Raw genomic sequence first — 24,027 nt, 5'->3', positions numbered from 1 at the left:
TCTTTAAATCCCCTTTTTGATTTTTTTATTCCTTAAATCTTTTCACTCTCACTAAACGCTTTAAATCTTTTACTTTATATTTATTGTGTTGGGTGATGTATATCCATTTGACAAGTCCTCACCATCTTATTTACTGTATCGTCTGTTAAAAAGCTTTTGGCGCAGTAATGTTAAGCAATCTAAACAATATTAATCAAACATATTCAATTATGCGAAACTTATGGTTATGGCTTGGCCCCATTGTCATGCTGTTAACCTGTTTATTAGAGCCGCCAAGCGGCCTGTCTAATACAGCCTTTAAAACAGCCGGTTTAGCGTTTTGGATGGCCTCTTGGTGGGTAACTGAGGTTGTGCCTATTCCTGCGACTTCATTGTTGCCGCTCGTCATAACGCCACTTGTAGGTATTGCTCCTATCAAAATTACAGCTGCACCTTATGCACATCCACTCATATTTTTATTTTTGGGTGGTTTTTTAATATCAATAGCTATGGAGCGTTGGGGGCTACATAAACGAATTGCGTTAACCACTATGCTCTATGCGGGTAAAAAGCCTAGCTTACAAATATTAGCCATGATGCTAGTAACAGCATTTTTATCTATGTGGATGTCAAACACAGCAACAACGGTGATGATGTTGCCCATCGCGTTATCAATTATTCATTTAGTGAGTAATTCTGATTCTAGTGAAGATGAATTTGCAAAAGCATTACTGTTATCAATTGCCTATGGTGCCAGCATTGGTGGTATTGCTACGTTAATAGGAACACCGCCTAATGCCCTTATGGCAGCTTACTTATCTGAAAGTTACCAAATTGAAATTGGCTTTGGGCAGTGGATGATGGTAGGTGTACCTTTAGCAATTGTCATGTTGTTGGTGTGCTGGATATGGCTTACTAAATTTAGCTATCAAGTTGATAAAAATGCAGAAAACATACTAGACAGTAAAACCATGTTTGTTGATGAGCTTGCAACACTCGGATCGTTGCAACGCGCAGAAAAAGGGGTGTTTTTAGTATTTTCACTCGCAGCGCTCTGTTGGATTTTTAGACCGCTATTAGCTGACTTATCGGGTCTTGGCATTTCAGATACAGCTATTTCGATTGCAGCAGCCTTGATGTTATTTGTTTTGCCAGCTAAAAAGGGCAGTGACGAGCGTATTTTAGATTGGGCGAGTGCGTCTAAAGTTCCTTGGGGTGTGTTATTACTTTTTGGTGGGGGCTTATCATTAGCATCACAAATTAAATCTTCTGGTTTAGCGCAATACATTGCACAGATGATAGAAGGTGCGAGTGCTATTCCGTTAGTTATGGGAATTCTTGTGGTTGTTGCGCTCATTACTTTTTTAACTGAAATAACGAGTAACACAGCCACGGCAGCTGGCTTTTTGCCGTTATTAGGCCCTGTTGCTGAAAGTGTTTTTGGTTCGCCCTTAGTATGGGTTATTCCTGCTGCTATAGCATGCAGTTGTGCGTTTATGATGCCTGTTGCAACACCACCAAATGCCATTGTGTTTGGCTCGGGGAAAATTAAAATTCGCGATATGATCAAAGCAGGCTTTGCACTTAACCTAGTCGCTATCGTGTTAATTACACTTGTAACAATAACGCTCGCAAAAACAGTATTTAATTTTTAAAATGGAGTCCCTTTGCACCTCAAGCAAAGCGACTCTTAATCAGTATGTATGTTGTTGTAATAGGTAAATTAGTGTTATTGCTCGAAAAACAGAACAAGGTTATAGTCGACAATAACTTTAAAAATCGAGTAACCTATTTTGACGACAGACACAGCACAAACAGCTTCTTTATCAACGCAGTTTAATAGTTTGCAAAATGCGTTTTTAGATAACCCTTATCCTACAGTTCATTCTCGATTAGCCGTTTTAAAAAAATTACGTTCGCGCATTGTAGAGTTTGAAGAAGAACTTATCAGTGCGGTATCTAAAGACTTTGGTTACCGTACTGCGTTTGATACCTTACTGGGGGATATTTTACCTACCGTGCAAGGGCTTTCGCACATTATTAAAAAGCTACCTAAGTGGTCAAAGCCTAGTAAACGTTCTGTGGGGCTTAGCCTATGGCCTTCAAAAGTAAGTGTTACCTATCAGCCAAAAGGCGTTGTAGGCGTTATCGCACCGTGGAATTATCCAATTCAACTTGCAGTTGTGCCAGTGATCACCGCAATTGCTGCGGGTAATAAGGTTATGTTGAAGCTGAGTGAATTTACTCCTCATACCAATGCTGTTTTAGAAAAGCTTTTTGATAATAAAATGAGCCTGCACGTATGTGTGGTCCAAGGTGGTAGTGACGTTGCAAGCGAATTTTCGTCCCTCCCTTTTGCACACTTATTATTTACCGGCTCTACAGGGGTTGGCAAATTAGTAATGAAAGCCGCCAGTAAAAACTTAACCCCCGTTACTTTAGAGCTTGGCGGCAAGTCACCAGTTATTATTACCGAGCAAGCTGATGTTAAAAAGGCTGCGCACGCACTTTTATTTGGAAAAATGGCGAATGCCGGGCAAATTTGTGTTGCACCAGACTATGTATTTGTGCCTAAAACCTTAGAAAGCCAGCTCATTAAACAGCTATGTGAGCTTTATAAAAAGCATTTTAAGCAAGGTGTTGAAGGTAAAAATTTAACCTCTATTATTAGTGATTCGCATTATGCGCGTTTATCCGAATATTTGGTACAAGCACAAGCACTTGGGGCAAATGTCATTAAGCCACTTGAGCAAAATCAACAAGATGCAGATAAGCATCGTATGGGTCTGCATTTAGTCACAAACGTGACTGATGAAATGCAACTTATGCAAGACGAATTATTTGGGCCTATATTGCCAATTAAGAGTTATGGGAAGTTAGAAGAAGTTCTTGATTATATTAAACAGCATTCTAACCCACTTGCTCTTTATATTTTAGGTCAAGATAAACAAGCGCAAGAGTACATTATTAAACAAACGCTCAGTGGCACCGTTGCCGTTAACGATACTCTGGTGCAAGTAACCGCTGACGACGCGCCATTTGGTGGCGTAGGTCACTCAGGTATGGGGCACTATCATGGTAAAGAAGGGTTTTTAACGTTTAGCCACGCTAAAAATACACTGGTTTCTGGTTCTTTTAACCCCCGTATAGGGTTGTTACTCAAGCAAAGCAAACTGCTAACTAAACTATTAAAGTGGCTATATATTAAGTAATACAAATTAAAAAAGCTGAACTCGTTATGCGCAATGACACTAAGTTCAGCTTTATTTGTATTGCTTGACTTAAAACAGACGCCCTTCGCCTGCATATGTGCCTGCAAGAATTTTAGTGTAAATTGCGTCGGCTTTTTCTTTTGCTTCTTCAATTTCTTTTGGTAGCATGGAACGTTCATCCAGCTTTCGACTGTGGCTTGCTTGCATGTTGCCATTGTATTCGGCAATCGTATTCCATATGTATGACTTTTCAAGGTTTTTTGGCATTCCTAACCCCTCAAAGTACATAAGTGCTAAATTAAATTGCGCTAAAGAATAGTTATTACCTGCGGCTTTTTCGTACCAAGTTTTGGCAAGTTTGTAATCGTGACTAACACCGTCACCATTTGAATACATTACGCCTAAGTTAAACTGTGCGGCAGGCATATTTTTTTTGGCTGCTTTTTCGAATAGAGATAAAGCCATTTGTTTGTCTAATTTAACGCCTTTACCTTCATCGTATAATACCGCTAATGCAAACATTGAGTCTGCGTGGTTCTTTTTTACGCCTTTTTTGTATAGGTCGGCTGCTTTGTAATAATCGCGTGTAACGCCGTGGCCTTCTTCGTATAACTTAGCAAGTTCGTAAATGCCAGGTGCAAACCCTTTGTCGGCAAGGTATTCAAATTCTTTTAAAGCGAATTCAAAGCGACCTTCGTTTGCCGCAATAATACCTTCTTCAAGAGTCGCATTGGCAAAAGGGCTAGCAATTAAAGCACCCGTAAGTAATAACGTTTTTAAATTAAACTGTGACATAGCGATGTCTCCAACAAGTAATCGTTTCACTGTGAGTTAAATAAAACCATTTTCTTTGCAACACTATTGCACTCACACGTAATGAAGGGCGTATAACATTGCTGTATTTTAGGTTTAATGTATTGCTACAAACAAATTAGCGTGCATTTAGGTTTAGATAAACACTGTGTGCCATTATAGCTCAAATCGGGGTTGTTTTACCTAACCCGTTTGATGTAATAAGCGTAAGATACCGATATAACAGAAAATTTAAAAGAAATAACTAGGTCAAAGCACGGCTAAAAACGTGTTACTTTAATTTTATACTTTTGAGCTTACGTGCGATTAAAAAGAGCGTGTTCGTAATACGCAAGGTCATTATGTAAGTAGCTTAGATACGTTAAGCGTTCATGTTTGCAGAGGTGAAAATGTTTAAAACAATAAAAAATAAGTTGTCACATATAACTATTGCGTTAAGTGTATTGCTATTAACGAGTTGTTCTGCTTCGTTTACTTATAATAATTTAACATGGTTATCGTCATTTTGGGTTGATGACTTCGTCGATTTAAACAAACAACAGAACAAACAACTAAAAGAAATTATTAATACCACACAGCAATGGCACCGCGACACACAATTGCCAGCATACAAGCAAGATATTGAAAACTTAAAATTGCTGTTTAATCAACAACTCAATCATGCCCAATTAAAAGAGCAGGTGGTATTTGCCAGAACGCATTGGAAAAACCTTCTTGAACATGCGCATTACCCCCTTGCACAGCTAGGGTATACGCTTTCTAAAGAGCAACGCGACGAATTTATACAAAATATGCAAGATCAAATTAACGAAGATCGTGAGCAATATAACGAACAATCTAGTAAAGAGCGCAAAACTAAACGCCTAGAAAACCAGCTAGACTACTATTCAGATTGGCTTGGTAAGCTCACTGACCAGCAAAAGCAACTCATTGCAGACGCAAATAATGAACACACAGAATCAGGGGCTCTTTGGCTCGATTACAAACAAACTCGCTTAGATGCGGCTAAAGTAATAATGCATAATAAAAGCTTACCAGAAAACGAGTTTGTAAATAAACTGAGCCACGTAATAAAAGAACGTGAGGCCTTTATGAGCGAAGAACAATTAGCCATAAATGCAACCAACCTCGATTTATATGTCAATTTATTAATCGAACTCGCTCCTACATTGAGCAACAAGCAGCGCGAAAGCGTTAATGATGAATTTGACAGCCTGATTGAAACTCTAAACGATTTAATGGAATCGTAAATAGTAAACCTTTACAGTGGCTGATAATGCTTTATTTTATATAATATAAATATGATCTTATCGATTGGGTTCAACGTAAGGTAAGGCGTTTTAAAGTTAGTCAGTTAATCACAGTAATATTTGTATATTTTGAAAAAACATAATTAAAGGACTCTAATGGCACATATATGGTAACTGATTTAAAAAGCATGCTGGCTACCTGGCACCCTTTGCGAGACGAACAGCAATGGGTATTGGCAACATTGTACAAAATTGAAGGCTCCAGCTACCGCAAGCTAGGCGCTATGATGCTTATTTCTAGCCTAGGCCAGCGTTTAGGTATGCTTTCAGGGGGGTGCCTAGAGGCAGATATTCAGCGCCACGCCAAACAAGTGATGATCTCTTTAAAATCAAAAACCATTACTTATGACGCAACTGACGAGGATGATTTAACTTTTCAATTAGGCATTGGTTGCGGTGGTATTGTTCATATTGTTTTACAACCAGTGAATGCTGCCAATGAATACCTAAGTCTCGATTCAGTTTTTAATGCTCTAAAAGAAAAAGTGTCAGGTTACTATTCACAACCAGTTCAACCTGTTTGTGCGCTGGGGCAGGGCGTTTTTTCAAAACGTAATGTTTCTGATGGCCTTTCTGTTAATCGTAAAGCACAAATCATTGAAAAAAATAATCAGCATTGGCTACAAGTAGCCGTATACCCAGCCCCCCATATTTTAATTGTGGGTGGCGGTGTCGATGCTGTTGCAGTTTATTCGATAGCAAAGCAACTAGGTTGGATCGTGACCGTATGGGATCCGCGCGCAGCTAATGCTAAAAGGCAATATTTTCAGCAGGCAGATGCAATTTTACGTTGTCCCCCACAAGAGCTCACTCAATATTGTGAAATGCAAAAGGTAGATGCCAGTATATTAATGGCGCACAGTGTTGAGCTTGATGCAAATGCACTTTTTGCGTTGAGCCAATCTAATTTAAAATATATGGGATTGCTGGGCCCAAAGCACCGACGCGCACAGGTTTTTGAGCAAGCCAATACAACTATTGAGGATGTTAAAGCACCTGTTTTTGGTCCTGTAGGACTTAATTTGGGTGGCGACTCGCCAGAAAGTATTGCATTGTCACTTATTAGTGAAATACATGCTGTGCTTTCTAATAAAGATGCTAAATCCCTCAGTAATTGGGGCCAATAAAGTATGCGCATAGCAAAAGTATTGTTAGCCGCCGGGCAATCGTCTCGTTTTAATGGGTGTAAATTAATAGCTAATGTTGGCAACAATAAAAGCATGATCGCGCGTGCAGTTGAAGTTTTACAGCAGTTAGACGCAAGCCCTGTTTATATTGTTTCTGGTGCGTGGCATAGCGAAATTACTCAAGCGCTTAAGCACTGTAATAACATTGAAATTATCCATAATTTACATTGGCATCAAGGTTTAGGTAAATCAATTGCGCTTGCAGTCAATCATTTAAAGCATAGTGGTGATTGGGATGGCATTTTATTTACGCTAGCAGATCAGGTTGAATTAGAGACTTGCGATATTCAGCTTTTAGTTACTCAGTTTCAGAAAACTCCTACCCGATGGTGTGCTAACTATGGAAAGCGCTTAGGTGTGCCAGCAATATTTCCTCATGATGATTTTGATTTACTCACCACTTTAACGACTGACAAAGGTGCGCAACACTTACTTCGGAGCTCGGGTGATATTGTAAACAGCATTTTAATTAACCAGGCAGGCACAGATATAGACACCGTTGAGCAGTTAAAGCGCTACGCCTCTAAAATAGGGACTTAGTTACTAACGTGCACTATCGCTTAAAAATCTATCGAAGCAGGTTCGGGTCAAATATAAAAAACAAACTAAACTTTAATTGAAAATTTTTAGATGCCTTGCAAATACAAGACTTCATCAATATTTGTAAGCGTAAAGGCATACTGCGCAGCGTGTAAACTTGCGTGCACTACTTAAGAGCAATGTTGAAGGGTCAAGTTGCTTTAATTTTAATGGTACTCCAACTGTTCAGCACAACTCGCGGTGCAGTTGATTGAAATCTTATTCAAGGGGCGAGTTATGGTAACGTTTACAATTAATGGCAAAGTGATTGAATCACATGCAAGTGAAGATACACCCTTGTTATGGGTTATTCGCGATGAAGTTGGGCTAAAGGGCACTAAGTTTGGTTGTGGCATAGCGATGTGTGGTGCTTGTACTGTGCATTTAGACGGACAGGCTACGCGCTCATGTGTATTACCTATTGCTGCTGTAGCAGGTAAAAATATTACCACTATTGAAGGTCTTAATAACGAACATCCGCTGCAAAAAGCATGGGTTGATGAGCAAGTACCGCAATGTGGATATTGTCAGTCTGGCCAGATTATGCAAGCAGCAACATTGCTTGCAGACAATCCATCACCAACTGATGAAGAAATTGTCAATCATATGAATGGTAATTACTGTCGTTGTATGGCTTACAAACGTATAAAGTCGGCAATAAAACGTGCGGCTGATGAATCACAAAGCGCAGTACAAATGTTTAACCCAAATGAGCAAGACGTTTAATTGGAGCGGATAATGAAAAAATTATTTCAAAAAAATAGCGAAACCGTCAACTTAAATCGTCGTTCATTTATGATTGGCAGTGCTAGTGCGGGCCTAGTGATGGCATTTGCACCTGCGTTATTTACAGGGTCTTTGAGCGCCAAAGAATCAATTTCACAACAGGCATTTTCACCAACTATTTGGTGGACTATGGGGGTCAATGGTGAGGTAGAGGTTAGTATAGCTAAAGCGGAAATGGGCCAGCATATTGGCACCGCATTGGCGCGAATAGTGGCCGACGAACTAGAGTGTGATTGGGATAAGGTATCGATTACTTACGTAGACACCCATGAAAAATGGGGATATATGGTTACCGGTGGTTCGTGGTCAGTGTTTCAAAGCTTTAAACCGCTATCACAAGCTGGTGCCGCAGGGCGCTTAGCGCTTATTGATGCAGGGGCTAAAATGCTAGGGGTTAAACCAGAGCAATGCATTGCACAAAAAGGGCAAATTATTGCGGGTGGACAATCAGTAAGCTACGCCGATATTGTACAAAAAGGTGAGTTTAATCGTACCTTTACAAGTGAAGAGGTCGCACAGCTCCCTTTAAAACCAGCCAATAAACGTCATTTAACGGGTTTAAATCAAGATTTTAAAGCATTAGATATACCAGCTAAAACAAATGGTACAGCGGTGTATGGTATTGATGTTGAAATAGAAGGGATGGTGTATGCACGTCCGGTTATTCCTCCAACACGATATGGAAGTAAAGTAACAAGTGTTGATGACAGTGGCGCAAAAGCAATTAAAGGTTACCGCGGTTTTGAAATATTAAACGATCCGAGTAATACCGTTGAGGGATGGGTGGTTGTACTGGCTGATAATTATCACAGTGCAATTAAAGCGGTTGATGCCTTAAATGTTAATTACAAAGTAGGTAACACTGCTAACGTTTCTGAAGCCGATATTCAAGCGCAGGGCAAAAAATTATGTGACGATAGCGCATCTGGTACTTTATTTGTAGATGAGGGTAACACGCCTAAGGTCCTAGCTGATGCAAAAAATAAATTTGATGCAACCTACACCACCGCAACAGCAAGTCATTACCAGTTAGAACCACTTAATGCCATAGCTGAATTTAAAGACGGAAATTGGATTGTGCATACGGGTAACCAATGGCAATCACTTACGTTACCGGCGTTAGCTAAAGCCCTTGATATAGAACAAAATAACGTAATAATTCGTCCTTATTACTTGGGGGGCGGTTTTGGCCGTCGATTATTCGGCGATTGGACGGTACCCGCTGCGTTAACAGCTAAAGCAATAGGTAAACCGGTTAAGCTCGTGTTTACTCGCGCCGATGACAGTTTATTTGATCAGTCTCGCTCGGCATCTACGGCTAAGTTAACAGCCTCGTTTAGTGAAACGGGTGAGCTTAGTGCGTTAGAACATGCCTTTGCTGCAGGTTGGCCAACCAAAGCAATGGCGCCAGGCTTTTTAGCTCCGGGTGTTGATGGTAATGGTAAATTTGATTCGTTTTCTGCCTCTGGTGCCGATCACTGGTACAGCATGAGCAACCACCGTGCTCGTGCTATTAATAACGAGTTAGCGCAGAGTACATTTACACCAGGTTGGTTACGTTCAGTTGGGCCTGGTTGGATTGTTTGGAGTCTTGAGTCTTTTATAGATGAAATAGCACATAAGCAAAGTGTTGATCCGGTTAAGTTTCGATTATCAATGCTTGACGGTAAAGGCAAACAAGCGGGTAAAGCACCAGAAAGTGTAGGTGGCGCGCGCCGATTACATGATGTGCTCAAAAAAGTGTCAGACAAGGTCAGCTCAATAAAACTCAATGAAAACGAAGGCATTGGTTTTTCAGTTAGTTCAGGGCAAGAGCGCCATATGCCAGCATGGATTGGCACCGCAGCACATGTTCACGTTAACAAAAGCGATGGCAAAATTACCCTTAAAAAGTTATATGCTGTTGTTGATGCCGGTTTAATAGTGCATCCTGATGGCGCATTAGCGCAATTAGAGGGGTCATTATTGTGGGGAGCCAGTATGGCCTTACATGAGTCCAACTCTTACAAAAACGGCCAAGTAGCTGCTACAAACTTTAACACTTATCTGCCGCTAAGAATGCAAGATGTACCAGAAATGGACATTGAGTTTGTGCAAAGCGACGAGTTTCCTGTAGGGTTAGGGGAGCCAGGTGTTATTGGCGTTGCGCCAGCAATTGGTAATGCTATTTTCAATGCAGTAGGTTTGCGTTTACGCGACTTGCCAATGAAACCAAGTGCAGTTTTAAAGGGTTTAAAAGCCTAATTAAATGCTTAAAGCGTGTAAAGCTTTAGTTTACACGCTTTTGCAGTGCGATTTATTAAAGATGTTTAATTTTGAGAAAAGTTTGCACTCTCAGAATTAGTTTAAATACGAGTCAACCCATGTGGTACTGTGTGAGCATAAAGCAATTCAACGCTCAAGGCTCAACGGGCTCCGTTTAAAAAAGTAAGGTTAAGGTTTATTTATGCTCATCGACCCAGCAGGGCGAAAATTTAGTTACTTACGTTTATCGATCACCGATGTGTGTAACTTTAAATGTGTTTATTGTTTACCCGATGGCTACCAATGTGACCATGATAGAGAGTTCCTTTCACTGAATGAGATCAGTAATACGATCAGTGCTTTTGCACATCATGGTATTACTAAGCTGCGTATTACCGGGGGTGAACCCACCCTAAGAAAAGATTTTATAGATGTTATTCGTGCAGCAAAAGATACCCCAGGCATTACAAAAATAGCGGCTACAACAAACGGCTTTTCGATGCATAAACACATTAACAATTGGGTAGATGCAGGCCTTAATGCGATTAATGTGAGTATTGATACACTTGATGCAAGAATGTTTAACACCATTACTGGTCACGATAAATTTAATACAGTGATGAAAGGCATCGACACCGCGTTAGATAGTGGTATTGCATCGATAAAAATAAACAGTGTGCTAATGAAGCAATATAACGGCCAAGAGCTCGATACCTTTTTAGCGTATTTGAAGCACCGCCCAGTTACTATGCGCTTTATTGAGTTGATGCAAACAAATGACAACAAAGCATTTTTTGATGCAAACCATATATCGGGTCAGTCAATTAAAGCGCGATTGCGTGCAGCGGGTTGGCAGCCAATCATTAGAAGTGTCACAGCGGGCCCAGCTGAAGAGTTTTATCATCCAGATTACCAAGGCCGAATTGGTTTAATAATGCCTTACAGTAATGATTTTTGTAGTTCGTGTAATAGGCTAAGGGTGTCGTCTTTAGGTAAGCTGCACCTTTGCCTGTTTTCAGAGCAAGGCATCTCATTACGAGATTACATGAATGAAAGCTCAAACCAAGCACTTATAGATCAGCTCTCTGTTTATATTAAAACTAAAAAGCCAACACATTTATTGCATCAGGGTGAAACCGGGGTCACAACAAACCTTTCGATGCTAGGTGGTTAACGGTTAAAATTACTACAATATGGCCGAATAACACTCAGTTACACTTGTTATATATTTATTACACGGTAGAATAATCCCTTAGTTCGACATTACTGAGTTAATTGAATGGATATCACTGCTCTAAATAGTACCAAAGCATTAAGAAAGCATGTTCTTGTATGGATGTGTTTGTTTTTTGGCTCTGTGTCACTGTTTTTTAGCGTTTTAAACGTATTTAGTGGTGTGTTCTTCCTCGGTTTTTTAGAGTTGTGTTTTTCAGTTTATTGCTTATATACCATTTATCACTTAAACAAACATGCATTACGGTTTTGGCAATCAGTTGTCATGTGCGTGTTGGTGTGTATTATAGTTCTTTACGCTAACCTCATATCCGCCCCCAAATATGGATTATTTGTTTGGTCTTTTGCCTTACCTGTATTGTGTTATCTGTTGATGGGTAAGCGTTACGGTATCTTCTTTTCAGGCACAGTACTTGTTGTTCAATCGTTAACTCTATTTAGTAAATATACTGGCGAATCAATTGTTAATTTTAATATGGCAATTAATTTACTATTAGCGTACGTCAGTATTTGGACTGTATCGCATATTTTTGAGGGAAGCCGCGCGCTTTCATCTAAACGTTTAAAAAATCTAGCACTGCTTGACCCACTAACGGGGGCGGGTAACCGGTTATCAATGAATCATTATTTTGAAGTGGAACTTATTGATAAAACAAATACCTATTTATTTTTACTCGACTTAGATTACTTTAAACAAATAAACGACAAATTTGGCCACGACGTAGGGGATAAGGTACTTACTGAGATTGCTACGCTTTTAAGGGTAACGTTAGCAAAGGGTTACGTGTTTAGGGTGGGTGGTGAGGAATTTGCCGTTATTCATTCGTTTGATTCAAAAGAAAACGCTTTACTTGCTGCTGAAAAACTAAGAGCGACTGTAGAGAAAACCCAGTTTAATATAGACGGTAAAAAAATAAAGCTCACCATCAGTGTGGGTGTGGCAAGTCATCAGGTTAACTCTTCGCTCGAATCCATTTTTATTGCAGCCGATAAACAACTTTATAAAGCAAAACGTTTAGGCCGCAATAAAGTGTATGCTAATTCGAAAGAGCATAAAAATTCTGAACTAATACCTGCCTAATACATTTGCTCAAAGTTTGGAATACCGTGCTCCCATATTGGTTTATCTTTTCCTAAATATTCGCGTACTGCATCAAAAAATAATCGTGTACGTACAGGTAAATCTCTGTGCGGATAAACAGCATACATTGCACTGTAATCCATTAACTTTACATCCGTTAATATAGGTATTAATTTACCGTCGGTAATTTCGTCACCGATTATAAATGCCGGCGCTACAAAATAAGCTGTACCAGAGATTGCTTTCATAAGTAGTGCTTCAGCATCGTTAGCGCGATATACACTTTTTATTTTTTGCTCACATGGCTCACCCGAACTGTTGTAATAGTCAACTGTTTCAACTCTCATCGAGTTACTGGCATAACTTGCGGCAGGTAAATCGGCTAATTCTTCCATTGTGGCTGGCATACCATACGTGCTGATAAATTCGGGAGCGGCAACAATTAACAAGCGATTACGGGCAATTTTGCGGGCAATAAGGGATGAATCCTTTGGCTCACCAATTCGAAATGCTAAATCGAACCCTTCAGATACAATATCAACTAATCTGTCATCAAGTCTTAATTCAACCTCAACTTGTGGGAAACGCTTTTGAAAGTCATTAAGTACAGGTTGTAAGTAGCGCCTACCAATGAGTGTTGATGAGGTTATTTTAAGGACGCCACGAGGCTCTAAATGGTAGTTTTCGGCCATTCGCACGGTTTCGCCTAGTAGTTCTCGGAGCTCACCGGCTTTTTTTATCATTTCTGCGCCGGCGGCAGTAAGTGAAAATGAGCGGGTAGTGCGGTTTAATAATCTAACCCCTAGTTCATCTTCTAAACGACTAATCTGTTTTGAGATCACAGAACGGTCGATATTACGTAATTCAGCAGCTTTAGCAAAAGAACCTTGCTCAACTACTTCAAGCAACATCAAAAGCCGACTTGTCGTATCCATAAAACCACCATAAAAACACTATTGATGCCATTTTGGCATTAATGAATTTAAAAATCTATGGTTTTTGTCCGCAGGTATAACCCGTAGTATGCGTCCTTAATCAATTAAAGGAGCGTCTTCATGAAAAAACACCTTATCGCTGCTGCATTTGCAGGCGCATTTTTAACACTTGCCGGCTGTGCAGATGAAAGCACACCGCCTTCGGCTCAAGCGCAATTTCTTCAACCTATCGATGTTGCTAACGTACTTGTTAAACCAGTACAAAGCTGGCACACCTATACAACTCGCTTAGAGTCACCGCAAGAAGTTGCACTCATGCCTCGAGTGTCAGGTGTTATAGAGGCGATTACATTTAATGAAGGCGACCTAGTTAAAAAAGGCGATGTATTATTTAAGTTAGATGACCGTCCGTTTGCGGCAGTGGTTGCCAGTTTAAAAGCGCAGGTTAATAGTGCGCAAGCTGCACTTGAACAAGCAAAAAGCGAGGCTAAGCGCGCTGAGCGATTAACTGAGCGTAAAGCAATTTCAACGGAACAAGCAGAGTCACGCACGTCTGTATTACGCCAACGCGAAGCACAACTTGCAGCATTACAAGCGCAATTAACCTCAGCCAAGCTTGATTTGGAATTCACAGCCATAGTGTCACCAATTGATGGTGTGATTTCACGTGCCAATATAACTAAAGGTAACAACATTATTGCAGGGCAAAGTGTGTTAACCAGTATTGTTTCTAACGAAAAAATGTATGCCTACTTTGACGTAGATGAGCGCACATGGAACAGCGATTTTAGCAATGTAACCGCACAAAGCCGTCAACCGGTAGTAATGCAAAAAGTAGGCGAGCGTGGGTTTGCTTACAAAGGTTACATTAACTTTATTGATAATCAAATTAACTCATCAACCGGTACGCTGCGTGTACGCGCCGTATTTGACGAAGATAACAGTCACCTACGTGCAGGTTCATTTGCGCGCATTAAGCTTGCTGCTAATTCAGTAACAGAGCAAATAATTGTCCCAGACAGAGCGATAGGGACTGACTTAAAAAACCGATTTGTACTCACTGTGGGTGAAAACAATGTGCTGCAGTACAAATTAGTGACAGTGGGTGAGCGTTATGGCTCTCTTCGCGCGGTCACGTCAGGCCTTTCAGAGGGCGATGTAATAGCAGTAAATGGTCCCGCTCGCGTTGGGCCAGGCATGCCAGTGGCACCTAATAAAGTAACCATTGATAGCAGTGATGTTGCATTCACATTGGCCAATGACGATTCAAGCTTAGTCGCAAAGCAATAAGGTTTTTAGATGAAATTTTCACACTTTTTTATACAGCGACCCATATTTGCGGCCATGCTGTCGTTGGTCATTTTAATTGCTGGTGGTATTTCGTTATTCCAACTGCCGGTCAGTGAATACCCAGAAGTAGTACCGCCTACCGTGGTTGTAACTGCAAGTTACCCAGGTGCTAACCCAACGGTAATAGCACAAACCGTAGCAACGCCACTAGAGCAAGAAATTAACGGCACAGAAAACATGCTATATATGTTTTCGCAAGCAACCAGCGATGGTCGTATGACACTAACGGTGACCTTTGCATTAGGCACCGATTTAGACCGTGCACAAGTACAAGTACAAAACCGTGTAAACAGTGCATTGCCTCGTTTACCCGAGGAAGTGCAGCGTTTAGGCGTAGTCGCTGAAAAATCATCACCCGATTTAACTATGGTGGTGCATTTATATTCTCCTGAAAAATCACACGATACTGCGTACTTATCTAACTATGCAGATCTCTATATAAAAGATGAAATTGCTCGTTTATCTGGTGTGGGCGACATTCGCTTATTTGGCGCCGGTAAATACTCAATGCGTGTGTGGTTAAACCCCGATGCACTTTCTGCACGAGCGCTGACCGCGACCGACGTGGTAACTGCGCTTCGCTCGCAAAACCAACAAGTTGCAGCGGGTAGTTTAGGTGCTCAGCCTGTTTCTAACGACAGCCAATTTCAAGTATTGTTAAATGTAAAAGGCCGTTTAAACAGTATTGAAGAGTTTGAACAAGTAATTATTAAAGTGGGTGATGAAGGGCAGATAACACGCCTTACTGATATTGCCCGCGTAGAGCTTGGGCAAGATAGCTACTCACTACGTGCTGAGCTTGACTCGCAACCCGCATTAGCTATGCCTATATTTCAGCGCCCAGGCTCAAATGCAATAGAACTTTCAGACCAAGTACGAGAAACCATGGCGCGTTTATCACAAGACTTCCCTGAAGGTGTTGAATACGACATTGTTTACGACCCTACAGTATTTGTTCGTGGCTCTATAGACGCTGTTATTGCTACTTTGCTTGAAGCTATTGTGCTGGTTGTTATTGTTGTTATTGTATTTTTACAAACATGGCGAGCTTCTATTATTCCACTTATTGCGGTGCCTATTTCACTCATTGGTACTTTTGCGGTAATGCAGTGGTTAGGCGTATCTATTAACACTTTATCGTTGTTTGGGTTGGTACTTGCTATTGGTATTGTGGTCGATGACGCCATTGTAGTGGTTGAAAACGTTGAGCGTAACATTGAGCAAGGGCTTTCGCCACTTGAAGCAACCCGCGTTGCTATGAGCGAAGTAACTGGGCCAATTATTGCCATTGCATTGGTATTATGTGCGGTATTTATTCCAACGGCATTTATTACCGGACTTTCAGGTCAATTTTATAAGCAATTTGCCTTAACAATTACTATTTCGACTGTTATTTCGGCGATTAACTCGTTAACGCTGTCGCCAGCATTAGCAGCACTGTTGTTAAAGTCTCACGATACTAAACCAGATGCATTTACGCGTTTGTTAAATAAACTATTTGGCCGCTGGTTATTTAAACCCTTTAACCGCGTATTTGACCGTGGCGCCAAAGGCTACGAAAAATTAGTTAAAAAACTAATTCGTATGAGCTTTATTGTGATGGTTGGCTATGTGGCCTTAGTTGGCGGAACCATTAAGCTGTTTGACGCGGTGCCAGGTGGATTTATTCCACAACAAGATAAGCAATATTTGGTTGCTATTGCACAGCTACCCGATGCAGCAAGCCTTGACCGTACAGAAGATGTGCTTAGACAGATGCAGCAAATTGCACTTGAAGTACCGGGTGTTGCTAATACGGTTGCCTTTCCTGGTTTATCAGTGAATGGTTTTACTAACAGCCCTAATAGCGGCATAGTATTTACCCCGTTAGACGCATTTGAGAACCGTACAGATCCAAGTAAATCTGCCATGGCGATTGCCGCGCAGCTAAATCAGCGATTTGCAGCAATTGACGAAGCGTTTGTCGCGGTATTTCCACCGCCGCCAATTCAAGGTTTAGGCACTACAGGTGGCTTTAAACTACAAATTGAAGACAGAGCAAACAAAGGCTTCGAAGCGTTATTTAACAGTTTACAAACAGTGATTGGTAAAGCACAACAAGACCCAGCACTCATGGGGCTTTACTCAAGCTTTAGAATTCAAGTACCACAAATGGATATTGATATTGATCGCGAACAAGCGTTAATTCAAGGTATTGCGCTTGACGAAGTGTTTAATGCTCTACAAATTTACTTAGGGTCTGTGTATGTAAACGACTTTAATATGTTTGGCCGAACATACCAAGTAAATGCGCAAGCAGATGCTGATTATCGTCTAGACCCTGATCAAATTCTTAATCTAAAAGTAAGAAACCGCAAAGGGAACATGGTGCCATTAGGCTCAGTGCTGACGGTGACACCAACAATAGGCCCAGATCGTGTAATGCACTACAACGGCTACCCAAGCGCTGAGTTAAATGGTAGTCCAGCACCCGGGTTTAGCTCAAATCAAGCACAGCTAGCAATAGAAGCTATTTTGGCCGATAACTTACCCAGTGGGATTGAATATGAGTGGACTGAAGTAACCTATCAGCAAGTATTAGCAGGTAACACTATGGTATACGTGTTCCCATTAGTTGTACTCCTTGTGTTTATGGTATTGGCTGCACAGTATGAAAGCTTGCGCTTGCCATTAGCAATTATTTTAATTGTTCCTATGACTATATTTTCAGCATTACTTGGCGTGTGGTTTGTTGGTTCAGACAACAACATCTTTACGCAAATAGCGCTCATTGTATTGGTGGCTTTGGCCTCTAAAAATGCGATATTAATGGTTGAATTTGCAAAAGATAAAAACGATACCGGGTTATCCCATATAGATGCCATATTAGCGGCGTGTCGTATGCGTTTACGCCCAATACTTATGACATCAATTGCGTTCACTGCGGGTGTTATACCGCTTGTACTTGCAACTGGAGCGGGAGCAGAGATGCGCCATGCAATGGGTAATGCCGTATTCTCAGGGATGATTGGCGTAACCGTATTTGGCTTATTATTTACACCTGTGTTTTACATGCTCGTTGTAAAGAAAAATAACGACGCACAGGAGTTGTCAAATGACTAAACCAATAACTAAGCAATTTAAAACACAGCTAACGGTTGCCACTGTGTTAATGGCTGCATTTTTGTCTGGCTGTGCAAGCAAAATAGATACACGTAGCGAGCAAAATGCAATTAACGAATTTGTTGCAAATGCTGCAGTAGCTGAACAAATAAGCGGTGCAGACGAAACTAACTGGTGGCTGGGGCTTGAATCTAAGCAACTCAATCAATTAGTAACAGATGCTTTGGCTAAAAACTACGACTTAAAAACAAGTCAGCTTGTGCTTAAAAGCGCATTAGCTAGGCTGGGTGAGCAAAAAGCACAATATTTACCGCAAGGTGGTATTGAAATAGGCGCTCAAAGAAGTGGTTTAGGTAATATAAATACACGCCAATCAAGCGCTAATTTTGCGCTTGATTGGCAGCTTGATTTATTTGGGCGAATTACTGCTTTGGTTGATGCAGCGAATGCATCGGCAATGAGCCAAGCAGAGCAAGTTCGCTTATTACAAATTGAAGTTGTCTCGTCGGTTGTAAAAGGGTTTGTAAGCTATCAAGGTAATGTTGAAAAACAGCGTATTATTAGCCTGCAAATAGAAGCGCTTGAGCAAAGTATTGATGTGCTACAGGCACGTGTTGATGAAGGCGTTGCAAGCGAACTTGATTTAAATCGGACTATGGCGCAATTACGTCAGCAACAAGCGTTAATTCCCGCCATAGAGTTTGCAAAGTACAGTGATTTATCAACCCTTGCAGTGCTAACAGGTCATTTAACTCAAAACACCAAGTTGACTAACGAGCAGAGCGTTTTAACCAACAAGTTTAACGTAACACTTGCTAAGCCAAATGCCGCTATTGCATTGAGGCCAGATATTAGCCGCGCACTTTATGATTTTAGCCAAGCCAACAGCTTAAGTGTGGCTGCAAGTAAGGCATTGCTTCCAGATGTAAGTTTGAGTGCTTTTGCAGGTGTGCTTAGCTTAGGCAGTAATGGGTTTAGCGACACACAGCAGCAGTGGCAAATAGCGCCTCAATTACAATGGTCATTATTAAGTTACCCTGCTCTTTTAGCACAGCGCGATGCGCAGCAATTATTAAGTGAAGCAGCATACAACGATTATCAAAACGTTGTTCTTAAAGCACTTAGTGAAAGTGAGCTCTCGTTGCAGGGAATGGTTAATCAGGCACAGCAAAAAAACTTTGCAGATGAGCGTTATGACTTTGCTAATAAGGCCTTTTTACAGGCAGAGGCCATGTATGAGGAAGGTCAAATTCCTTATCTAGAGTTGTTAGATGCCCGTCAGGATGTTTTAATAGCGCAAGAAAATGCAGTTGAAACAACCATTTTATCGTTACTTGCAAAGGTCAATGCGTACCAGTCATTTAATGGGCGTTGGAGCTATGCATTAAGTAACACAAATAAGTAGAGTTTAACGATGTCTGATACTGATATTTTAGCACAAAATACTATACCGCAAACAATGCGTGCCATTGTATTAGAAACGCCTAATGAGCAAATAAGTTTAGCTGACATTGAGATACCCGTACCTGAGTGTTCAGATAACGAGCTATTGATAAAGGTAGAATATGTTGGCTTAAACCCTGTTGACGGGCATTTTGCAAAATCAGGTTTTTGCTTGTGGCAGTATCCGCATATTTTGGGGCTAGATGCGGTGGGTGTTGTTGTAAAAGCAAGCAAAGGGATTTTTCCTAATGTGGGTGAGCGTGTTATGTGGCATGCAAACGTAGGTGGACAAGGGGTATTAAGTGAATACACCAAAGTACCTAACTTTGCAGTATCTGTTGTACCGTCAACTTTAAACCCAGCCGTTGCTGCCGTACTGCCTTGTGCCGGAATGGCGGCGCTTATTAGCCTCGATAAAATTAGTATAACAGAAGGTCAAACTGTATTTATTGACGGTGGTGCTGGCGCTGTGGGCCAGTTTGCTATTCAGTATGCAAAACAGCGAGGAGCCGATGTATTTGCAACTGCTTCTAAAAAAAATCACAAACTCGTTAAACAGCTCGGCGCGGATGTTGTGTTTGACTACAACGATAAAAAGTTGAGTGAAAAAATTCGTAGGGAGCTGGGCCCGCAGGGGTTTGATGCAGTTATAGATACTGTGGGTGGCGAGTCTACAGCGCGAAATATCGAACTAATGCGATTTTGCGGCAAAATAGCCTGTTTAAATCCATTGCCATGTTTTGACCAAAATTTAATGTATAGGCGTGCACCTAATATTAGTGTTGTGTCGCTTGGTGGTGCATGGTTGGCTAATAGTTTGTGTGCCCAACAGCGTTTAAGTTTTATGGGCAATTTGTTAATAGAGGGAGCTGATAATGGCGACATTAAAGCACCGACCCTAACGCCTGTTGAGTTCAACGCAAGCGCGGTTTCTAATGCTTTAAATACACAGTTAGCGGGTGGATTTACCGGCAAGCAAGTCGTACAAATAGGCTGTTAACACGCTTTAGTTAATACAAAACGCAGCGTATTTAAGCTGCGTTTTTTTATGCCTTTTTTCTTGTATATTTATTTTAATAAGCCCAACCGTGCTGTGCATTTTTATAAAAAATGAATGATCTCATAGTACATAATTAACGTGTTAACTCTCCTTGTTTCATCCAATAAATCAGGCTTATATTTTTAAAACTAAAGCGCGCTCTATTTCAGAAAACAATTCAAAAAAGCGGGCATTATTCTCATGATCTATTATTTGATGCCTTAGCGCGGCGTTTTATTCATCAATTTTTAAAAAAATACTATTTTCAGCGTACAAGTGTAAGCCTTTGTGTTTCAACAGTTTACGTTCGGGTAAAGAAAATAATTTGAAAAAACTGTTAATTAATTGGATAGAGTAATTGATCTAAAGCGATTTTTATGACGTAATGTAGGTATTATTTATCTGGTCGGATGAGTTCAATCATGAGTTTACGTACAAAGTTAAAAAAAGTTTTACCAAGTATTTCTATCACTGAGCAAGAAGCGCTAGACGCGGGTGATGTATGGCTTGAAGGTTCTATCTATCAAGGTAAGCCTGATTTCAGTGCATTACGTGATGTTCCAGCAGCTACTTTAACAGCTGACGAGCAAGCATTCCTTGACGGCCCTGTACAAGAGCTATTAGGCATGATTGATGATTCAGTTATTCAAAATGGCATTCACTTACCAAATGACATTTTAGAATTTTTGAAAAAAGAGCGTTTCTTCTCGCTTATCATTCCTAAATCGTTTGGTGGTTTAGAGTTTAGCCCTTACGCTAATTCAACAATTGTTGGCACAATTGCGACTAAAAGTTCTGCGGTTGCCGTAACGGTAATGGTACCTAACTCGTTAGGTCCGGGTGAACTACTTCTTCATTTTGGTACACAAGAGCAACAAGCGCATTACTTACCACGCTTAGCAAACGGTACAGACATTCCATGTTTTGCATTAACTAGCCCAGAGGCGGGTTCTGATGCAGGCGGTATTCCAGACGTTGGTAAAGTTACTAAAGGTATACACAACGGCGAAGAAGTACTTGGCCTTGAAATTACATGGGACAAGCGTTACATCACACTTGCACCAATTGCGACTGTTCTTGGTTTAGCTTTTAAAGTTGTTGACCCTGATGGTTTACTAGGTGGTAAAGAAAACTTAGGTATTACCTGTGCACTTATTCCAAAAGAGCACCCAGGTGTAGAACTTGGTAACCGCCACGATCCAATGGGTATCCGTTTTTATAATGGTACTACACGTGGTAACAAAGTATTTGTACCAATGGATTTTGTTATCGGTGGACAGAAAAACATCGGCCGTGGTTGGCAAATGCTGGTTAGCTGTTTAGGTGCAGGCCGTGGTATTTCATTACCTGCGCTAGGCGTAAGTACAGCGCAAGTTGCACTTAAGTCTGCATCTGAATACGCAGCAGTGCGTGAACAGTTTGGCTTATCAATCGGTCAGTTTGAAGGTATTCAAGAAAAGCTTGCTGACATTGCGGGTAAAACATACCTACAAGAAGCAATGCGTGTACTGACAACTGAAGGTTTAGGCATGGGCTTAAAACCATCAGTAGTAACAGCAATTGCTAAATACCACATGACAGAGCTTGGCCGTGATGTGCTTGATTCAGCGATGGATATTCAAGCAGGTAAAGCGATTCAAAATGGTCCGCAAAATACACTTGCAAGTGGCTATGTTGCACAACCTATTGCAATTACTGTAGAAGGCGCAAACATCCTTACTCGTAACCTGATGATATTTGGTCAAGGTGTTATGCGTTGTCACCCATATTTACAATCTATGGTTGAATCAATCCACAGCGACGACAAAGGCGCTGATGCAGAATTCAACGGTATTTTACGTAAAACAATTGGTTACAGTACAGCAAACAGCTTACGTGCATTTCGTTTAGGTGTATTACCATTTACAGCTGGCGCAAGCTCAGCATTACCAGAAGTACGTGACTACGAAAAAGCAGTACACAAACTATCTGCAAAACTTGCAGTATACGCTGACTTCTCGTTGTTAGTACTTGGCGGTAAATTAAAGCAAGCTGAAATGCTATCAGCACGTTTAGGCGATGTAATGAGCTTTTTGTATGCAGCTATGGCATCAATCAAATACTACGAGCAAAAAGTAGCGAGCAGCGAGCGCGAGCAAGCAGCACCTTACTTCCACTATGCAACTCGCTTTGCACTACAAAGCGCAGAAGAAGCATTGCACAAGTTCTTAGATAACTTCCCTGCAAGTGGTACTCGTAAGTTTATTCGTTTTATTACGATGAACTACTCAACTAAAATGCCAAAAATCAGCGATGATTTAATTCGCGAATTAGCTGAACAAGCACAGCTTGATACAGCCTTTAAAGCGCAAATAACGCATTTAGTTAAGCCTATCGAAGGTGACGGTCATCACATCAACGAGCAAGCTTACAAAGCTAAAATTGCATCACTAGCTGAACTTGCAAAAGTTAAAAAAGCACTACGTGCAAGAACTATCAAGCCAGGTGCTCGCTTTAGCATCACCCTTGAAAACGCACTTGCTGCAAATGTAATTACAGACGCTGAGTTTGCTCAGTTAATTGATTACAACAAAAAGCGTGAAAAAGCGATTCGTGTTGATGAGTTTGATTTTGATATGAACATATTAGATGACAACGCACAACCAGTTAACCCACTTAAAAGTGTTGTTAACCAGTAAGCTATAAAGCTAATTCAATGATGCAAAGCGCCAGCAAAATCGGCGCTTTTATTTTTGAGCAAATAATTAGTGTGGAGCCCCGTTTGATTAAAACTAAACGGGGCTTTTTTGTGTGTTATTCAAAGTAGCAATAGATAGCGATATTGGTTTGAAAGCAAATATGTAACGGTAGAGGATTAAAAAGAGGCGCTCATAATTTTGAAAAAGGGCTAACAACCCCATTAGCAGCTTGTGTTTTAGCTGACATGTTACGTTTTAATACAGTATGTTCTAAAAACGCTTCGACTTCTGAATTTCCCATTGAGCTTGGGTGACGTTTGTTGTGAAAGTGAATAAAGTTTGGACCCAACTCAAATAAGCATTAATAATTATTAATGAATACTGTCGAGTGAGCATATAGTCGGCAATGTAATTTTAAATACGCATAGCGAGTTTTCATTTTCAATCCGTCGAGTTTGTGCTGTATATATGCACAGTTATGGCTTGGTCGCTCGCATAGTCAAGAAAACGACCCAGTCGCTCGTTTCATACTATGAAAAAAAGCGAGCACAGATGAATTTTAATAACACTGGCAATTAGTTGACAAGTTTGTTAAAAATAAACTAATAAGAAAACGAGCTGCGCAGTGGTAGAAATACGCGCGATTAGCTCGCTATAAACATGTTATGTTTTCAAGGATGATTCGAGATTAATATTTGCCGTACGCTAGTAATATCAATTATTATCCCGAGTGTAATCGTCATTTTGGGTGTTCAATCTACCTACTGGTTTTCTTTGCGTAGTGTGCTAACTAATATCGAAATTTTTTATTCTATTATCGCAATCGTTAGTGGTATTTACCTGTTTAAAAGCATCAAGTTTCATTCTAAGACTAAATTTATTATTGGGTGGTTAACTTATTTATTTGTATTGGCACAAATCATATTTTGGGGTAGTTTACTAACAGCATGTGCAAATGGTGACTGTCTCTAGCACGAAAACATAACAAGTGACTATGGTGTCAATTCCTAATTTCAAACCATTTTAGGATCCCACATGACACCATCCCTCACCATA

General features: G+C 40.6%; 17 protein-coding genes. 14 read left to right on the top strand and 3 right to left on the bottom strand.

Features of this window, described 5'->3' with window-relative positions:
* The first annotated feature begins 167 nt into the window (after positions 1–167).
* A complete protein-coding gene (locus KZZ04_RS05340) occupies positions 168–1,634 on the top strand; it encodes a DASS family sodium-coupled anion symporter (RefSeq protein ID WP_219422066.1) in 1,467 nt (488 codons plus the stop codon).
* Positions 1,635–1,772: 138 nt separating this feature from the next.
* A complete protein-coding gene (locus KZZ04_RS05335; protein WP_219422065.1) occupies positions 1,773–3,191 on the top strand; it encodes a coniferyl aldehyde dehydrogenase in 1,419 nt (472 codons plus the stop codon).
* Positions 3,192–3,260: 69 nt separating this feature from the next.
* Here the strand turns inward: KZZ04_RS05335 and KZZ04_RS05330 are convergent, their stop codons facing one another.
* Positions 3,261–3,986, bottom strand: coding sequence for a tetratricopeptide repeat protein (locus KZZ04_RS05330; RefSeq protein ID WP_006791705.1), 726 nt, complete (start codon positions 3,984–3,986; stop codon positions 3,261–3,263).
* 407 nt (positions 3,987–4,393) lie between these two features.
* Between KZZ04_RS05330 and KZZ04_RS05325 the strand changes: the two genes are divergently transcribed.
* The 7 genes from KZZ04_RS05325 to KZZ04_RS05295 all read left to right on the top strand — a co-directional run bounded on the left by KZZ04_RS05325 (position 4,394) and on the right by KZZ04_RS05295 (position 12,424).
* Positions 4,394–5,254, top strand: a complete 861-nt coding sequence (locus tag KZZ04_RS05325; RefSeq protein ID WP_219422064.1) for a DUF6279 family lipoprotein — start codon at positions 4,394–4,396, stop codon at positions 5,252–5,254.
* Positions 5,255–5,421: 167 nt separating this feature from the next.
* Positions 5,422–6,441, top strand: coding sequence for an XdhC family protein (locus KZZ04_RS05320; protein WP_219422063.1), 1,020 nt, complete (start codon positions 5,422–5,424; stop codon positions 6,439–6,441).
* Between the two features lie 3 nt (positions 6,442–6,444).
* Positions 6,445–7,041, top strand: coding sequence for a nucleotidyltransferase family protein (locus KZZ04_RS05315; protein WP_219422062.1), 597 nt, complete (start codon positions 6,445–6,447; stop codon positions 7,039–7,041).
* A gap of 276 nt (positions 7,042–7,317) precedes the next feature.
* Positions 7,318–7,806, top strand: coding sequence for a (2Fe-2S)-binding protein (locus KZZ04_RS05310; RefSeq protein WP_058552959.1), 489 nt, complete (start codon positions 7,318–7,320; stop codon positions 7,804–7,806).
* Positions 7,807–7,818: 12 nt separating this feature from the next.
* On the top strand, positions 7,819–10,110 hold the full coding sequence (locus KZZ04_RS05305; RefSeq protein ID WP_219422061.1) for a xanthine dehydrogenase family protein molybdopterin-binding subunit: 2,292 nt from the start codon (positions 7,819–7,821) through the stop codon (positions 10,108–10,110).
* A 202-nt stretch (positions 10,111–10,312) separates the two neighbouring features.
* On the top strand, positions 10,313–11,284 hold the full coding sequence (moaA, locus tag KZZ04_RS05300; protein WP_219422060.1) for a GTP 3',8-cyclase MoaA: 972 nt from the start codon (positions 10,313–10,315) through the stop codon (positions 11,282–11,284).
* Between the two features lie 105 nt (positions 11,285–11,389).
* Entirely contained in the window at positions 11,390–12,424 is a 1,035-nt protein-coding gene (locus KZZ04_RS05295; RefSeq protein WP_219422059.1) for a GGDEF domain-containing protein, read from the top strand.
* Here KZZ04_RS05295 and KZZ04_RS05290 read toward each other — a convergent pair.
* On the bottom strand, positions 12,421–13,359 hold the full coding sequence (locus KZZ04_RS05290) for a LysR family transcriptional regulator (RefSeq protein ID WP_058404095.1): 939 nt from the start codon (positions 13,357–13,359) through the stop codon (positions 12,421–12,423). The genes KZZ04_RS05295 and KZZ04_RS05290 overlap by 4 nt on opposite strands.
* Positions 13,360–13,479: 120 nt before the next feature.
* Here KZZ04_RS05290 and KZZ04_RS05285 point away from each other — a divergent pair, with 120 nt between their 5' ends.
* From KZZ04_RS05285 to KZZ04_RS05265, 5 genes are all read left to right on the top strand, one after another.
* Entirely contained in the window at positions 13,480–14,649 is a 1,170-nt protein-coding gene (locus tag KZZ04_RS05285) for an efflux RND transporter periplasmic adaptor subunit (RefSeq protein WP_219422058.1), read from the top strand.
* Between the two features lie 9 nt (positions 14,650–14,658).
* Complete coding sequence (locus KZZ04_RS05280; protein ID WP_219422057.1) at positions 14,659–17,811, top strand: efflux RND transporter permease subunit; 3,153 nt, start codon at positions 14,659–14,661, stop codon at positions 17,809–17,811.
* Positions 17,804–19,216: a TolC family protein gene (locus tag KZZ04_RS05275; RefSeq protein WP_219422056.1), complete on the top strand. Its 1,413-nt coding sequence runs from the start codon at positions 17,804–17,806 to the stop codon at positions 19,214–19,216. The genes KZZ04_RS05280 and KZZ04_RS05275 overlap by 8 nt, the downstream gene beginning before the upstream one ends.
* A 9-nt stretch (positions 19,217–19,225) precedes the next feature.
* The gene (locus KZZ04_RS05270; RefSeq protein WP_219422055.1) at positions 19,226–20,254 is read left to right on the top strand and encodes a zinc-binding dehydrogenase; all 1,029 of its coding nucleotides are present in this window, start codon (positions 19,226–19,228) and stop codon (positions 20,252–20,254) included.
* Between the two features lie 461 nt (positions 20,255–20,715).
* The gene (locus tag KZZ04_RS05265; protein ID WP_219422054.1) at positions 20,716–22,971 is read left to right on the top strand and encodes an acyl-CoA dehydrogenase; all 2,256 of its coding nucleotides are present in this window, start codon (positions 20,716–20,718) and stop codon (positions 22,969–22,971) included.
* 190 nt (positions 22,972–23,161) lie between these two features.
* Here the strand turns inward: KZZ04_RS05265 and KZZ04_RS21185 are convergent, their stop codons facing one another.
* On the bottom strand, positions 23,162–23,320 hold the full coding sequence (locus KZZ04_RS21185) for a phage integrase N-terminal SAM-like domain-containing protein (RefSeq protein ID WP_257903557.1): 159 nt from the start codon (positions 23,318–23,320) through the stop codon (positions 23,162–23,164).
* Between the last annotated feature and the right edge of the window lie 707 nt (positions 23,321–24,027).

Origin of the sequence: Pseudoalteromonas sp. CR1 (assembly GCF_019392235.1) — a bacterium.
In the GTDB taxonomy this organism is placed as follows: domain Bacteria; phylum Pseudomonadota; class Gammaproteobacteria; order Enterobacterales; family Alteromonadaceae; genus Pseudoalteromonas.
The sequence above is the reverse complement of the archived record's forward strand: the minus strand, read 5'-3'. Positions and strand labels throughout refer to the sequence as shown.